A 16,384-nucleotide genomic window follows, 5' to 3' on the forward strand; every position below is an offset into this window, starting at 1 on the left:
ATTATGAAATTTGTAAAAAATGATCAAGCAGCTGTATTTGCTTTTGGCGGATTAGGTGAAATTGGAAAGAATACCTATGGCGTACAATTCCAGGATGAAATCGTCTTAATAGATGCAGGGATGAAATTCCCTGAAGATGAACTGCTTGGAATTGACTATGTTATTCCGGATTATACTTACCTTGTCCAAAACCAGGATAAAATTAAAGGGTTATTCATCACCCATGGTCATGAAGACCATATTGGAGGTATTCCATACCTCCTGAAAGAAATAAATGTGCCTATTTATGCAGGAAAACTCGCAATCGGACTTATTAAAAATAAACTCGAAGAACATGGATTATTAAGAAGAACGAAACTGCATACGATTCAAGAAGATGATGTCATTAAATTCCGTAAAACATCCGTTGGTTTTTTCCGTACCACTCATAGTATTCCAGATGCATTCGGCATTGTTGTTAAGACCCCGCCAGGAAATATTGTGCATACCGGTGACTTTAAATTTGACTTCACCCCGGTTGGTGAAGCGGCTAATTTAACAAAAATGGCCGAAATAGGTAAAGAAGGCGTGCTTTGCCTGCTTTCAGACAGTACGAACAGTGAGGTACCCGGTTTTACGATGTCTGAGAGAGTGGTAGGAGAAAGTATAAATGAAATCTTTAGCCGGATTGATGGCAGATTAATATTTGCAACCTTTGCGTCCAATATTTATCGTCTGCAGCAAGTTGTAGAATCTGCAGTAAAATATAACCGGAAAGTTGCTGTGTTTGGCCGAAGTATGGAATCAGCCATTAATCTGGGGCAGGAATTGGGTTATATTCACGCACCGAAAAATACCTTTATCGACTCAAATGAACTAAACCGTCTCCCCGCCAACGAAGTAACAATACTTTGTACAGGCTCACAAGGGGAATCAATGGCAGCACTTTCCAGAATTGCCAATGGCACGCACCGCCAAATCCAGCTAATCCCTGGTGATACCGTGATATTTTCATCATCTCCAATCCCTGGAAACACGGTAAGTGTGAGCAAGACGATTAATAAATTATATCGTGCAGGCGCCGATGTAATTCATGGCAAATTAAATAATATTCATACATCCGGTCATGGAAGCCAGGAGGAGCAAAAGCTGATGCTCCGATTAATGAAGCCAAAATACTTCATGCCTATCCACGGGGAATATCGTATGTTAAAAGAGCATACAAAGCTTGCAACAGCTTGTGAAGTAAACCCGGAAAACTCCTTTGTCATGGATAATGGGGATGTACTTGCACTTGCCAAGGATCATGCAATAATAGCCGGTAAAATCCCTTCTGGTTCTGTTTATGTAGATGGGAGTGGAATTGGGGACATCGGCAATATTGTACTAAGAGACCGCCGCATATTATCGGAAGAAGGCCTGGTTATCGTTGTTGTAAGTATTAATATGAAAGAGTTTAAAATTGCTTCCGGACCGGATATTATATCACGAGGCTTTGTTTACATGCGGGAATCGGAAGACTTAATAAACGAAGCTCAAAAGCTCGTTAATTCCCATCTGAATAAATTGATGGAACGAAGAACTAACCAGTGGTCTGAAATCAAAAATGAAATTACTGATACTATTGCGCCTTTCCTCTATGAAAGAACAAAGCGCAGACCTATGGTATTGCCGATTATTATGGAAGTGTAATAATAGAGGTCGGAAGTCGGATAAGATATTCGTGGGGCTGAGGTAAGAGTTCCCCAGGAATCCAAGTATTACCGGTGGGTCGAAGGATGTCTCACAGCCCCAAATTGATGAATAGAGACGATTTTTCATAATCTCAACTAGGACACTATTTACTTTTCTATCTTTGAATAAAGAGGAAGTAACCGGTTTGAGAAAAGCCATAGATGCTCATAGCATCTGTGGCTTTATTTGTTTCATTGATAAGGAATTAAGCTACTTCACGGTAAATATAGAAGCAAAGACAATATAAAATTCACTCAAGAATTCTTTGGAGATAGAATATAAGCTATAGGTGAAATATGGTGAAATTATTTTATTCGTGTACTTATAGGCTTGAAGAGAGTTAACGAATTGCAGTGCTTTCCCTCCTCTTAATCATTTTATGATCTCCTAAATAACAATTTTTGCCATCATAAAAAAATGAAGCAACCTTTTTTTAGGCTGCTTCATTTTATCTTACATTACATCAAGCATTTGAAATTGGGATTTAACCAACCCGTAGTATTCTCCGCGTTTCTGCATTAATTCAGCATGATTGCCGTTCTCCAGTATTTTGCCATTTTCCAGAACAAAGATGTTGTCAGATTCTCTAATAGTGGAGAGTCTATGGGCAATAATAATTGCCGTTCTCCCTTTCAGCAGTTTGCCCAGTGCCTCCTGGATTTTTACTTCCGTTTCTGTATCAATGCTTGCAGTCGCTTCATCAAGAATAAGAATACTTGGATTAGCTAGCAGGGCACGCGCAAAGGACAACAGCTGCCGTTCACCTGCAGACAGAATATTTCCTCTCTCCTCTACTTCCGTTTTATACCCGTCTGCCATACGCTGAATGAAATCATCAGCACCAACGACTTTTGCTGCATTAATGACTTCTTGATCCGTGGCATTCGGTCTGCCAAAACGGATATTTTCCATGATGTTTCCGGAAAATATAAAGGTATCCTGCAGGACAACACTTATTTTTTGCCTGAGACTTTCAAGCTTAACATCTCTTAAATCGTGACCATCAATTTTAACGGCACCTTTAGTAGGGTCGTAAAAGCGGCTGATTAAATTCGCAATGGTGGATTTCCCGCTCCCTGTATGGCCCACGAGTGCGATTGTTTGCCCTTCCTTAATCTCAAAGGATATTTCATGTAATGCAATTCTATCCTGATCATAGGAAAATTGAACCTTATCAAAGGTGATTCTTCCCTGCATATTTGTAAAAACATGGGCATTTTCTTTTTCTTCTACATTAGGCTGTTCATCTAGAAATTCAAATATACGCTCTGATGCTGACATTGCCATCAAAAGTTGATTATAAGCCTGCCCGAGACGGGAAATTGGGTCCCAAAACATGCCAAGGAAAAATGCAAAGGTTACAAAGGTTCCGATTTCAAGGTTTCCATTCAGGATTAAGTATGCCCCAAAGGAAATCAGGATAATGGTACCAAGGGCATTGCTCATCTCCACGAAAGGACGAAACATGGCACTTTTCTTTGTCGCAGTTTTCCAGCTACTGTAATTTGCTTCATTTACCCCATCAAAATACTCAGCGTTTTCTTTTTCCTGCGTAAAGGATTGCGTAATACGCATGCCTTGAAGTCCTTCATTCAAATGAGAGTTCATCCGGGATTGCTGGATGCGCACATCCTGCCAGGAACGCCGAATATTTCTTCTCAACTTTGTGGAAATATAAAACATCAACGGCAGCACAATCATTACTGCTACGGCAAGGGTTGGATCCAACACGAATAAAATAACGATGATTCCTGTCAGGGTAATTATGTCCATTAGTAAATTAATGATTCCGTTTGTAAAAAGCTCCTGCAGTGAATTAATATCATTCATGATTCTGACCAATATGGAACCTGCCGAGCGGGAATCAAAGAAACGATGGGACAGGCGCTGGACATGTGAAAACAAATGCTGTCTTAAATCATAAATCACATTCTGGCCGAGAATATTTACCCATTTTATCCGATACACATTGCCTGCATAATTTAGTAAATAGAGGACACCTATAACAATTACCAAATAGGTAAGCATGGTTACATCGTCATTTTCAATCGCAACACCAATTGCCACTTCACCAATAAGGATTGGTACAGCTAGCCGTACCAGGGTGGAAATGAGCATCGCAATAATTGCAGCAGGCAAGTATGTTTTTGAATAAGGCTTTAAATAAACAAGCAAACGCCACATTTGCTTCCAATTAAACGGCTTCTCTACTGCATGATCCAACGTGTAATGAAATCGTTCAAGATGTTTGCTCTCTTTTGATTTGTTTGTTGTTTGAGCCAATCATATCCCCCCTCTAAAGTGCTGCTGTTTTCATAATCTCATTTCTGTCCTGATACTGAATATTGTAAATACGTTCATAAATTCCGTTGTTACTGATCAGTTCTTCATGCGTACCTCTTTCCACGATATTACCTTCTTCAAGTACGAGAATTTCATCCGCATGCTTTAACGATGATATACGGTGGGCGATGATAAATGATGTCCGGCCGTTCATTACCTCTTTTAACGCTTTTTGGATTTTAAACTCTGTTTCCATATCTACAGCAGACGTAGCATCGTCAAGCACCAGAATACTTGGATTAATACATATCGCCCTTGCAATGGCAATCCGCTGCTTTTGACCGCCGGATAAACCCATGCCTCGTTCTCCGAGCATGGTGTCATACCCTTTGGGCATATCCATAATAAACTCATGTGCCTGCGCCCGTTTTGCTGCATCGACGACTTGCTCATCCGTTGCATCAGGAATGCCATATGCAATATTTTCACGGATCGTAGTGGAAAACAAAAATGGTTCCTGCAAAACAAAACCGATGCCATTACGTAGTACCTTCAATTCATAATCTGCAACAGGATGACCATCCACAAGCACTTCCCCTTTTTCCGGTTCGTAAAAACGGGTAATCAGCTGGGTAACACTTGTTTTACCGGCACCAGTTGCACCAATTAATCCGATAACTTTCCCGGGTGGTGCATCAAATGAGATATTTTTTAATGCAGCATCATCATCCTCGATATACGTCAGCGTGACATCCTTAAAAGTAACATGGCCTTTTATCGGCTGCCTAATGGTATTTTCTTTTTCTACAATATCTTCTCTCGCTTCCAATATTTCAAGCAAACGTTCTGCAGACGCTTTAGCCTGGGAAAATAAATTAATAATAAACCCAAGATTCATCAGTGGACCCAATATATACCAGACCAAACTGAAGAAAGCCACCAATGCCCCAGGACTCAAGTCCCCGCTGATCACAAGGAATCCGCCGTATGCCAGTAAAGCTACAGCACAAACATTCCCAATGAATTCCATTAACGGGAAATATTTCGACCATATTTTTGATGTATCTAAATATCTTTGCCGGTAATGATCATTACTTGAAGAAAATCTATCTATCTCAAAACCTTCTCTCGATAATGATTTTACCGTGTTCATACCGCTTATATTTTCCTGTACGCGTGTGTTCAATCGACCCATTGACTTTCTGATTTTCCGGAATGCCGGATGAACCCGTTTATCAAACTGATACACAACCACCGCTAAAAATGGCATGGCAGCCATCGTTACAATGGCAAGGGGTGCGGAATAAAAAAACATAACGCTTAAACTAATCAGAATTAATAACACAACCCGCAACAGTTCTGCAAAACCGAGAGAAAGGAAAAAGCGAAACCCTTCCACATCCTGTGTAAGCCGCGACATGATATCACCGGTTCTGGCGTTATCATAGTACTTAAATGCCAATACCTGAAGCTTATCATATAATGCTTCGCGCAGTTTATATACAGAAGTTATACCAAATAGATCACCCAAATACTGGTGATAATACGTTGCTATCCCTTTTATTAGCATTAAAATAAAAAAGATGATTGAAATATATGGTATCAAAGCATATTGGTCTGCAAGCACGACATTATCAATCGTTTGCTGTAATACTATTGGATACACAACAGTAATTACGGTAACAAAAAGTAAAAAGAACAAAGATAAAAAGAATAACTTTTTGTATGGCCAATAAAATTGTTTAAGCTTTTTAAATGTATCCAAACACAATTCCTCCTCTGAAGTTTTTCCGTAATTACTAATATAACGGTTTCCGAAATAAATATCTATAGTTTTTGCTTAATTTTTTAAATTTTATTTTTAAATACTTATTCATTCTCTTAACGTGAAATAAAAGAAACACCTGTGTTATTTAATAAACACTGATGTTTCATTCTGAAAATAAATATTTATTTGAGTAATCGCTCCAGACGATTTTTTAACATTTGAATGTTTCCGCTGCCTTTTTGCATATAACGCAAGCTTTTCTGGTCATCAAATAAGTAATACGATGGCACTTGACGATTACCAAAAGCTTTTGTTAACTTTTCATCCCCATCAATAAATATAGGTTCAGTAATACTGTGTGATTCTGCTGTTTGTTGAATAAGATCCACATCCAAATCTTTTTGAGAGCGTGGCATATGAACAGCAATAACAGTTAGATCATCCTTATACTTGGTTTTAAGCAGCTGTATCCGGGGAATCGATCTTTTACATAAATCACAGCTTACAGACCAGAAATGAATTAATATTAGCTTGCTCTCAATCAGTTCCTCCCTATTGGTTTCTACACTATTAAGCCATTTTGTTGCTCCTGTCAATTCAGGCATTTTATCTCGCAGTTTCAATCCGTAACCTCCTTATTACCATTTACTTCCCATATTTATATATGCCTTTTTTATATAAAAGTTTCATGTGCTTATTTGAAGAAGGGGTCAGGATACTGTTTTTGTAGAAAATGAGCTTTAAGGCTCCAAACACAAAGTGTCCTGGTATGAGACTTTGAAATATGGTAAGTCTCTCAGTCATCATTTCTCACCTTTTTTACTTAATGGCGTACTTGAGACCTTTTCTATGGTGTGCCATTTGATTACTTCACTTGATGGCATACCTGAGAGTCTCTCTATGGTATGTCATTTGGATGTTTCACTTAATGATGTACCTGAGAGCTTTTCTATAGTATGTCATTTCTTTTTTTTACTCAATGACGTACCTGAGACGACTTATGGTTCTAATTTCCCTATTAAAAATAGTTGCATAAAAAATAACAGAAGGAAATCTTCTGTTATTTTTTATGCAACTCTCTTTGCGAATACTTTTAGGAACTGTGAAATTTTTTCCTTCATAAACTCAGCTTGTCATTTACCATATCACAGACTTCCTGTGCATTTGCTCCCTGGGCATTGATAACAGGTCCGGCAATACTTGTATCCTGCATGCCCATCACGTCTTTATCCTGTCCAGATATAATACAGCAATCACAATAAGCTGCATCCTCACTGGAGCGCAAATTAATTACTTCATGACCCATTTCCATTAAAGCTTCCTTCACATCTGTCAACGATTCCTCTATACCAATACGTGCCATTCTTATTTCCTCCCTCTATACATGAAATTTTCCTCTATAGTCTTTACATTCGTGCAGAGGATATACAATAACCATGAAACGGCCTGTTTAATAATAAAGCGTCTTCCGGCCACCGCCTCTACAAATAAAAAAGCCTGCAGAGATATCATTTCTTTATCTCTGCAAGCTTTCATTCTTTTTAGAGCAGCTCTTTTCTCAGCTGTTCCGGCGTTTTAGGCGATAACAACCCAATCGGAATATCAAAAGCTGTTTTTGCACCCTTATCCCCAGATTGCTTTAACCTGTAAGCAGCTCGAGCATATGCTACAAGCACGCTGGCAGTAAATTCAGGATTACTGTCAAGGTTTAAGGAGTATTCAATAAGCTGGTCTGTATCATTACCGGTTTTTCCGCTTCGGATTACAAATCCGCCATGCACTTTTTTCCAATGGCTTTCCGCTAACTCTTCTTCTGTGATAAAATTTACAACCGTATCATAGTCAGCAAAATAGTTCGGCATTGTTTTAATTTCTTCTTCAATGCGTTTCACATCGGCTCCGTCTTCCGGTACTATAAAACATTCCCTTAAGTGCTTTTCTCTTGTCGACAATTCAGGTTTCTCGCCATTCCTTACCAGATTAACTGCTTCTTCAATCGGAATAGTATACTGAACGCCATCTTTTACGCCATCTACTCTTCTTACTGCATCCGAATGTCCCTGACTAAGTCCTTTTCCCCAGAATGTATAAGTATCACCTTCAGGAAGGATAGCTTCACCCATCAGACGATTCATGGCAAACACACCCGGATCCCAGCCAACAGCAATTATACTTATTTTCCCCCCTGTTTTGGACGCTTCATCCATCTTTGGAAAATATTCAGGTATCTTTGCATGTGTATCATAGCTATCAATCGTGTTAAAGATTTTTGCAAATTCAGGCCCCTGTTCAGGCAGGTCCGTGGCAGAGCCTCCGCATAAGATCATGATATCTATCTCATCTGTATATTTTTCTGCTTCCGAAACATGTAAAACCTTTGTTCCTGAATCCAGCAATTGAACCGTTTCCGGATCTCTCCGGGAAAATACAGCAACAACTTCCATATCGCTATTTTGCTGGATAGCAGATTCTACTCCTCTGCCGAGATTGCCATAACCGTTGATTCCTATTTTAATTTTCCTATCCAAAATACCTACCTCCTAAAATCAACTTCGTATTTCATTACTTTAAGTTAACAGCTTGTACAATATTTCGCTAGTATTTTCACCTGAACTTTTGTATTTTTTTAGTCCAAGCGCTTGTGACAAAAGAGAGCCTTTTTTCACCTGAAAAAATTGGAATTTGTACCTCCAGCGAAGAAAGGCACCCCTAATTCTATCAAGCACATAAAATCGGGAGCTTTTCTGACAGCTACTTACATAATCCATTATTTATGCACACTTTTGATAAATATTCCTTGCTGAATGATTCAGCAAGGAATATCTGGTTTTATTCCACATTTTGTTTTGCGGTGTATATATCCTTCTTTATTTCTTTTAAAATAGCTCTTCTGGTTAATATTCCGTCAAAATAGCCATTTTTGTCTTGAACACATGCAAACGGGTAATTGATTAACGAATTTAGTCCTTTCATTAATGTATCTTCTTTTGTCAGTTGAGGTATATCATCACTCATCACCTCATGCACGCGCATATCCGAGAGTTTTTCAAATTCAAAACGTTCCAGTCCCAAAATCTGGTTGAGTATTACCGTTTTTCCGATGATGCCCACCAGCCTATAGGAAGAATCCAGAACAGGTACAGCAGAATAGCCCGATTTAACAAGTACCAGAAGTGCATGCTCTAAAGGATTATTCACCTGGACATGCGCCACTTTTTCTGAAGAAATCATCAAATCGCCCACCGTTGTTGATGTTAAACGTTGATCCTGTATTGTACTCATCATAAGCGCCCCCTTCATTGCTTTCAGCATCTATATTTGTAATTGGACACAGTTTGTATACTGATTTATATAAAACTCATTCATTTCCATTTTTTTATCGCCATATTTAGTTTACCATATATCATAGGTAAGCAAAAAAGTTATGAGTAATTTTGAATGATTTTTTCTCTAATATCATGGAAAAATACGCCATAAGCTCAATTTATTTTTTCATAAGAAATTCTTGTTTTGATAAGCATTATGAAAATGGTTGATGGACAATTAATCCAACTATTAAATTATTCACAGCAGCAGATAATAGAATATGTATTTCTGCTGTTTCATTCCAAGCGTTAATTTTTTTGCAATTGAATACCCTGTATTTAATATATGCATAATTAGAAAAAGAGATACTAACACAGAACTGCCAATGACTATTCATGATATAATTTTTTCATGAATGATGAAAGGGTGAAAATATGAATAGACGGTCTTTCTTAAAAAAGGCTTTAGGAAGTATCCTTGCCGTGGCAGGCTTAAGCGGGACAACCTACTATTACGCCAGAGAAATTGAGCCGAGCTCATTATATATAAATGAAAATGTGATTGCCTCCCCATCCATTCCACCAGCATTTAATCAATTTAAAATCGTACAATTCTCGGATACACATCTTGGTTTTCAATATACGTTGGACCAATTAAACGAATTAGTAAGAACTATTAATGACCTGCAGCCGGATATGATTGTTTTTACAGGCGATTTAGTCGATGAACCGCATCTTTATCACTGGGATAATAGACTAATTGATATACTTCGTTCATTACAGGCTCAATATGGGAAGTATTGGATATACGGAAACCATGATCATGGCGGCTATGGAACGGAAATTGTACTGGATGTAATGGAACAGGCAGCATTTACATTATTAAAAAATAGCCATACGCTTATCGAAAAAGAAAATGCCATGTTTATACTGGCAGGAATTGATGATGTACTGCTTGGTAAACCCGATGTACAAGAAGCGCTTCATAACGTAAATCCCGACGCCTTTACCATATTACTGGCACATGAACCCGATTATGCCGATAAAACAATTGATTTTCCAGTAGATATACAGCTTTCAGGGCATAGCCACGGCGGACAGATACGTCTTCCTTTTTTTGGAGACGTGTACACACCGGCATATGCCGAAAAATATGTAGAGGGAAAATATACAATTCAAAACGGGAAGCTTGACTTATATGTAAATAAAGGAATTGGTACAACAAGAGTACCTTACCGTTTTTTATGCCAGCCGGAAATTCATTTGTTTACATTGATGAATCAAGCTTGATAGATAGCACATTGTGTATGGTTAACAATTTATACATAGTATTATAGAAATCAACGTGCTAAACTATGAGAGAAATTTCACCGTAAATGGAGCTGATGGCTCTATATTGAAAAGAAATACTTGCTTTATTCTAATATTTTTTGGATCAATTCCCTTCTCTTGACAGCCTGTGGTGGTGAACAATATGAAGGTGAATTCTCCTTTGAAAATAGAAGACTTCACGTTTATCAATCAGGATAATGAGGTAGGACGACGAGTTTGGGTTGCCAACTTTATATTTACAAACTGTGTAACTGTTTGTCCTCCGATGACTTCCAATATGGCCGATTTGCAATCACAGTTAAGCGAGACTGGATTTTATTATGTGAATCTGATATCTTTTACGGTCGACCCGAAAAAGATATCCCGGAAGCATTAAAGAAATTTGGCGAATCAAGAGGAGCTTCTTTCCATAATCGGGACCTTCTCACCGGTTATGAATTTGAAAAAATACAGGATTTTTCCGTAGATAACTTTAATTCTGCGTTGGAAGAAGAACCCGATTCGGACTGCACACAGTGCGCTTTTTCCTCATTTATCCAGAAGGAAACGCCATAAACATGTACACCGGTACGCTAAGCTGCAGAAATGGAACAAATCGTACAGGACATTAGCAGTATGGAGTAACGAGCAAACGCCGAAGTAGCCTGTTTAGCAGCATACGTACTGTCCCAGGCCGCGCTAAATGCTCACACGACCGAAAAGATATACTGGTTGTCTGGCACCGAAGCAAGACGAGTCAATACTATTCCATTTTGGGATAGTCTTTTTGATCCATTCAAATTTTGCAACATTTCTAATAAGCACTTGCATAAGTATGTGCTTTGCGATAGGATAAATACAAGCTGTGAGACCTCATTTAAGCACTATTATTTACGAAAAGCAATACTGCAGAATATAGAAAGGAGGAGAATTCATGTCAGAAGAAACATCATTAAATGACATAGCCAAAGCATTATATACAATAAACCGTCATGCAAAAACAGCACCAAACCCAAAGCATTTATACGCTATGAAAAAAGAAGCGGTAAGTCAGCTGTTGAAAAAGGATCAGGCCGAAAAAATAGGACTTCACTTTTCCAATCATCCGAAATTAAGCAACCAGCATTCTACCCTGCTAGTTAAAGTAGATAAATATTATTTTCATATACCTCCAACAAAAGAAGATTTTAAAAATCTTGATCATCTGGGGTCTCTTGATGAAAGCTTTAGAAATCCGCGTGCAAAAATGTCCTTGTCACAGGCAAAAAGAGTAATCTATGATTACATCGGATGGAAGCCTCCTAAAACCCAAGGGGTTAAAAAACAATATTCTTCAGCCTATTTTACGCCATCATCACTCGGAAAAATGGAATGGCCGCCAAGAAAAACCCATCGTTAGATTAATGAGCACCCCCCCTCTTTAACTCACTATGTTTTACAACAACTGTTATAGGTAATTACATGGAGTAAAAGGAGGTTTCCTAATGGAAGAGTTAAACGATTTTCTTTATGAGCTGAACAAGTATGCCGGACAGACACATATACTGAAAGACAAGTATGAAAAGCTGAGTGAAATGGAAAAGAAAGAAGTTATGGATGCTGCTCCGGACAGTTTAAAATCTCCGGATCAATCTTATCAGCCGGTATTTGAATGGCTGGAGACAATGTACGAAAAAATGGATATCAGGGAAGAAGAAAAGACAAAAGGGTAATTCCTGCAAAATAATACCAAATGACCTACCTTACACATTGAAAGTCGCATTTTAAAGAGGTTGGGACAGAACTCTGAGTAAGCATTGAAAAGACGAACAACACAACACAATAGCTCCGGAAATATACGTAGCCTCCTGTGGGAGCAAAGGCATCGGTGAGACCCCGCAGTGCGACAGCACGAGGAGGCTCACCAGCCGCCCACGGAAAGCGAAGTATATTTCCGGAGCGGGTGATGTGCACAAAAGTTTGGATTTTCGTTTGCTAAAATGGTTCTGTCCCAGCCTCTTTTTCATCCTCTTATAATTACCTCCCCCTATTTATGATTGTTTTTTTATAAAACGCCCTAGAATGGATTGAATAAGCAAAAAAACGCCAAATACACTAAGACCCTGCAATGATATTTTCAATAAGCTTTGCAATGAATGTTCCAAACCGTCGATATTCATTGCCAGTGTAAAAAGCAGGATCAGCAAAAGTAAACTGCTCATCATGTAACTTAACAGCTTTGAGAACTGCAGGGAAATAATCCATTTAATAACCGGGGTAATCATGAAATAAAATATCCCCATCAATAACAATAAAACAATAAAATAAATATGATGTTCTTTCACACCCAAAATGGACAGCTGTGTCAAATTCAACCATGTTCCGGCAAACAAAATAAATCCTCTCCTTGCCTGCATAATAATAATAACCAGTCTCTACATCCGGAGAAAAGTATATACATAATTTTAACTGACCAATGCATTTATAGGCCCTTGAGTATGTTTCAAAAGAAAACATAAGGCTTGACTTTCCACATCCCCGGTCAGAAAATGGAGGTGTATTTGCAGCAAAATCGGTTTAGTGCCACTTATTTCACTAATTCATGTAAGTTAGATTTATAATTTCTCAGACATTCAAAATTATTTCATCGTCTCTCTTATTTTCGGACAGGAAAGGTTGGGATTAATTGAAAAAAGCATATTTATACATAATTACCGGCGCAGCTCTCTGGGGGACAATAGGATGGTACGTAAATCATTTATATGATTATGGATTTACTCCGATGGAGGTTGTTACATTACGGGCATGGACGACAGCTATTTTGCTGCTTATTTTCATGCTTGTGACAGCACCGAAGAAAATGAAGCTAAAATCCTATAAAGATATCAGATATTTCATCGGAACAGGAATTTTTAGCATTATATTTTTTAATTATTGTTTATTCACAGCTATAGAATTATCGACCATCCCGGTTGCAACTGCATTATTATATACAGCTCCGGCATTTGTCATTATTATTTCCTTTTTTCTTTTTAAAGAACCGCTCACTAGAGCAAAAATCATTTCGTTAATATTAACATTGTTTGGCACGGCATTAGTTGTTGGACTGATTCCTTTAAACCTGCAGGCAATTCAAGTCAGCAGTATTCTGTTTGGGATAGGCTCTGGCATTGGATATGCGCTTTATAGTATTTTCAGTAAGTTTGCTTTGAAAAAATATACCAGTCTAATTATTACAACATATACCTTTGTAGTAGCAGCCATTGCTTTAATTCCTTTTTTTCCATATAGTGAAAAAGCACATTTATTACTCGATCCACAAATCCTGCTGTATGCTTTTGGCTTAGGATTTCTTCCGACTGCATTTGCCTACATTATTTATACATATGGTCTAAATCAGACAGAAGCTTCTAAAGCCTCCATTCTGTCAACGATTGAACCTGTGGTTGCAACCCTTGTCGGTGTATTTATTTTTCAGGAAGTCTTCACTTTCATCCAAATGCTCGGGATGGCCTGTATTCTCGGTGCAGTGATTTTAATACAATATAAAAGAAAATCTGCTGGACACATGAAATCACCAGAAAATTGATTTATGCTGTGGGGGAAACCTCCCACTTCATGAAGTGTTTACGGAAATAAAATCTAAGTGAAACAGTTATTATGACTAATATAAATAGTACATATGAATCATGGAGCAAGGAAGATCATAAGACAGTTGATTGGGATAATGTACCTTTATCCCAATTGGTTGATCATATCGTGGAGACCCACCTGCATGAAGAGCTTGCACCGTTGGGACAATTTGTTACAAAGGTATACCGAAGACATGGAGCAGACAATCTACATCTTAAAGAGTTACATCGTCTCTATAACAATTTTAAAGTCGATATGGAAGAACATCTCGTGAACGAAGAAAATAAGTATTCCCTTTAATCAAGATATATGAGAAAAACTCAAGTGAAGAGCTAAAACAGCGGATTATAAAAGCAAATGGCGGGCTGGATGTGATCATCAGGCGTCCGGGGATTTCCTGAAGGAAATAAGAGAAATCACAAATGATTCTACCCCTCCACTCGGAGCATGCAATTCGTATAAAGTTACCTGCAAGACTGGATGAATTGCAATCAAATACCTTCCAGCATATCATTAGGAGAATAATGCCCTGTTGAAGCGAATTTAGTTTCGTAAAAATGAAAGTTGAACTTCGATGAACCTGGTTTTTTACGAAGAAAGGTCTGACCCTCCAATGAAAAGCATTACACTGCTTTCACTTGGGAAGTCAAACCTTTTTTAGTCCTTTATATGCTCATTTCTCTATGATGTTTTTTTTGCTGCTTCTTCTTCCTGCTTTTTCTCCAAACGCATCTCTATTTTTGAAATACTTTTTTCATCTTCCAATAACTCTTGTTTATTTTGCTGAACAAGCTGCTCAAAATTTAATGTTTTAGGTCTCATTCGAAACACTCCTTTTTATTTCTCAATTATTATTATACCCTATTTCACATGTTTTGAATCTAAATTATTTGAACAATTTATAACATTTTACAACATTTTTAACATACATATATTAATTGAAGGTCATATTTCAGAGAATTTACTGAATAATAAACAAGCTGACGTTGAAATTTCCTGATTCACAAATTTTTCGAATAAAGTATTTATAAATGGTTGGCCTGTGTGGAATTGGCTGCGTTAAGCCTAATCTAACATTTCTTCGGTTGTATTAAACTCTTTTCAATTAGGAATAGAATTGGCCATTCGAAGAACAGCGGCTTTGTGCCTGAAGCTTCCTCTCTTGGGTGAAGGGTTTAAGCGGCTTTCATATGCATAAAAGTTTGATGCTCTTCTGAGGAAAAAAACGGTTGGAAGCTTTTTTGCAGAAGAAATTAAATAAATTATACATTTTGTTCATCTTTTTGCTTTATATCTTCATATAGATTAAGCAGGCGATCCAACTCCTGGCTAATTGCTATCGACTCATAATCTGTTAAACCTTTTTTCAAGGCAACCGCAGTCATTTTGTTGCGCAAAAATTCAATACGTTTTAATATATGGTCTATGGCACACATGAGGATTATTCTAACCTCCTTAGTAATATATACTAAACATAACATATTTTTGCAAAAATCTACAAACTTTTATGCGCTTTTAACATGACATGTTAGACGAATCCACCATTTTTACATGATATTATTGTTTTTAATATCCTCATTCGCCATTATATTCCAGGTTAATTCCGGCAGCAGAATAAGCGATGCTCGAATAAATCCTCGTTATATGCTACTATTAAGTAATAAGAAGGAACATAAACAAAATGAACTATTATTTCTATGAATGAAATATACGAGAAGGGATGTCTCAGGTGATTCAAAAAAAGAAAAACGAATGGCTTGAATGGACAAAAGCAATTATTATTGCATTGCTGATAGCTTTCTTTATAAGATCTTTTATTTTCGCAACATCTATTGTAGAAGGCGTAAGCATGGAGCCAACACTGGAAGACGGCGAAAGAGTCATTTTTAATAAAATCGTTTATATTATTGATGAACCTGAACGCGGTGATATTGTCATCATTGAAAGGCCTATGATAAACTACGTAAAACGAATTATTGGCCTACCTGGTGAAACAATTGAAGTGAATGATGGTAATTTATATATAAATAACGAAAAATATGATCAGACATTTATAACGGATGAAACGAAAAGAAATACAGGCAGTTTAGGTCCAATCGAAATTCCTGAGGGCAGTTATTTTGTCATGGGAGATAATCGCGCAATTAGTAAAGACAGCAGAAATGGTCTTGGATTTATTGAAGAAGATAGTATCATCGGCAGATCCGAATTCGTCATATTCCCTTTCGATAGATGGACAAGAACCAAATAAGTATTAAGAGATAACATAAGGCTTGGAGTTACTGCCAAGCCTTTTTTATTTTCGTCACTGAGTTTCTTTCACGTCAGTTTTGTTATTCTATTTTTCCCTATCAAAGAACATATATCCTATATTTAATACAACAATTGCCAG

Annotated in this window: 17 protein-coding genes; 8 read left to right on the forward strand and 9 right to left on the reverse strand. The window is 37.6% G+C overall.

The annotated features are described in order from the left end of the window. Positions 1–3: 3 nt before the first annotated feature. Complete coding sequence (gene rnjA / locus ACDX78_RS00735) at positions 4–1,671, forward strand: ribonuclease J1 (RefSeq protein ID WP_486024511.1); 1,668 nt, start codon at positions 4–6, stop codon at positions 1,669–1,671. Positions 1,672–2,166: 495 nt separating this feature from the next. Here the strand turns inward: rnjA and ACDX78_RS00740 are convergent, their stop codons facing one another. The 6 genes from ACDX78_RS00740 to cbpB form a co-directional block, all read right to left on the reverse strand. Then, positions 2,167–3,897 carry an ABC transporter ATP-binding protein gene (locus tag ACDX78_RS00740; RefSeq protein WP_486024865.1) on the reverse strand — a complete coding sequence of 577 codons (1,731 nt, stop codon included), beginning with the start codon at positions 3,895–3,897 and terminating at the stop codon, positions 2,167–2,169. Positions 3,898–4,009: 112 nt separating this feature from the next. Continuing rightward, on the reverse strand, positions 4,010–5,761 hold the full coding sequence (locus ACDX78_RS00745; RefSeq protein ID WP_486024513.1) for an ABC transporter ATP-binding protein: 1,752 nt from the start codon (positions 5,759–5,761) through the stop codon (positions 4,010–4,012). Between the two features lie 185 nt (positions 5,762–5,946). After that, positions 5,947–6,387: a redoxin family protein gene (locus ACDX78_RS00750; protein ID WP_486024514.1), complete on the reverse strand. Its 441-nt coding sequence runs from the start codon at positions 6,385–6,387 to the stop codon at positions 5,947–5,949. 494 nt (positions 6,388–6,881) lie between these two features. Then, positions 6,882–7,127: a YkuS family protein gene (locus ACDX78_RS00755; protein WP_486024516.1), complete on the reverse strand. Its 246-nt coding sequence runs from the start codon at positions 7,125–7,127 to the stop codon at positions 6,882–6,884. 178 nt (positions 7,128–7,305) lie between these two features. Then, positions 7,306–8,292 carry a diaminopimelate dehydrogenase gene (locus tag ACDX78_RS00760; RefSeq protein WP_486024517.1) on the reverse strand — a complete coding sequence of 329 codons (987 nt, stop codon included), beginning with the start codon at positions 8,290–8,292 and terminating at the stop codon, positions 7,306–7,308. Between the two features lie 301 nt (positions 8,293–8,593). Then, positions 8,594–9,046, reverse strand: coding sequence for a cyclic-di-AMP-binding protein CbpB (gene cbpB, locus ACDX78_RS00765; protein WP_486024518.1), 453 nt, complete (start codon positions 9,044–9,046; stop codon positions 8,594–8,596). 458 nt (positions 9,047–9,504) lie between these two features. Here cbpB and ACDX78_RS00770 point away from each other — a divergent pair, with 458 nt between their 5' ends. From ACDX78_RS00770 to ACDX78_RS00785, 4 genes are all read left to right on the forward strand, one after another. Continuing rightward, on the forward strand, positions 9,505–10,359 hold the full coding sequence (locus tag ACDX78_RS00770) for a metallophosphoesterase (RefSeq protein ID WP_486024520.1): 855 nt from the start codon (positions 9,505–9,507) through the stop codon (positions 10,357–10,359). Between the two features lie 184 nt (positions 10,360–10,543). After that, positions 10,544–10,777, forward strand: a complete 234-nt coding sequence (locus tag ACDX78_RS00775) for an SCO family protein (RefSeq protein ID WP_486024522.1) — start codon at positions 10,544–10,546, stop codon at positions 10,775–10,777. Positions 10,778–11,314: 537 nt separating this feature from the next. Further along, positions 11,315–11,779 (forward strand): YkyB family protein, encoded by a 465-nt coding sequence (locus tag ACDX78_RS00780; RefSeq protein WP_486024523.1) that lies wholly within the window; start codon positions 11,315–11,317, stop codon positions 11,777–11,779. Between the two features lie 85 nt (positions 11,780–11,864). Continuing rightward, positions 11,865–12,092, forward strand: coding sequence for a hypothetical protein (locus tag ACDX78_RS00785; protein WP_486024525.1), 228 nt, complete (start codon positions 11,865–11,867; stop codon positions 12,090–12,092). 318 nt (positions 12,093–12,410) lie between these two features. Here the strand turns inward: ACDX78_RS00785 and ACDX78_RS00790 are convergent, their stop codons facing one another. Further along, positions 12,411–12,752, reverse strand: coding sequence for a hypothetical protein (locus tag ACDX78_RS00790; RefSeq protein WP_486024527.1), 342 nt, complete (start codon positions 12,750–12,752; stop codon positions 12,411–12,413). A 293-nt stretch (positions 12,753–13,045) separates the two neighbouring features. Here ACDX78_RS00790 and ACDX78_RS00795 point away from each other — a divergent pair, with 293 nt between their 5' ends. After that, positions 13,046–13,948, forward strand: coding sequence for a DMT family transporter (locus ACDX78_RS00795; protein ID WP_486024528.1), 903 nt, complete (start codon positions 13,046–13,048; stop codon positions 13,946–13,948). Between the two features lie 71 nt (positions 13,949–14,019). Beyond that, complete coding sequence (locus ACDX78_RS00800) at positions 14,020–14,292, forward strand: hemerythrin domain-containing protein (RefSeq protein ID WP_486024530.1); 273 nt, start codon at positions 14,020–14,022, stop codon at positions 14,290–14,292. 381 nt (positions 14,293–14,673) lie between these two features. On the opposite strand, the gene ACDX78_RS00805 is transcribed toward ACDX78_RS00800, so the two are convergent. Next, entirely contained in the window at positions 14,674–14,814 is a 141-nt protein-coding gene (locus ACDX78_RS00805; RefSeq protein WP_486024531.1) for an FbpB family small basic protein, read from the reverse strand. A 440-nt stretch (positions 14,815–15,254) separates the two neighbouring features. Continuing rightward, positions 15,255–15,428, reverse strand: a complete 174-nt coding sequence (locus ACDX78_RS00810; RefSeq protein WP_486024533.1) for a Spo0E family sporulation regulatory protein-aspartic acid phosphatase — start codon at positions 15,426–15,428, stop codon at positions 15,255–15,257. A gap of 284 nt (positions 15,429–15,712) precedes the next feature. Here ACDX78_RS00810 and lepB point away from each other — a divergent pair, with 284 nt between their 5' ends. After that, positions 15,713–16,243, forward strand: coding sequence for a signal peptidase I (gene lepB, locus ACDX78_RS00815; protein WP_486024534.1), 531 nt, complete (start codon positions 15,713–15,715; stop codon positions 16,241–16,243). The last annotated feature ends 141 nt before the right edge of the window (positions 16,244–16,384 follow it).

The organism is Virgibacillus oceani, assembly GCF_041521345.1.
Classification (GTDB): Bacteria; Bacillota; Bacilli; order Bacillales; family Amphibacillaceae; genus Virgibacillus_N; species Virgibacillus_N oceani_A.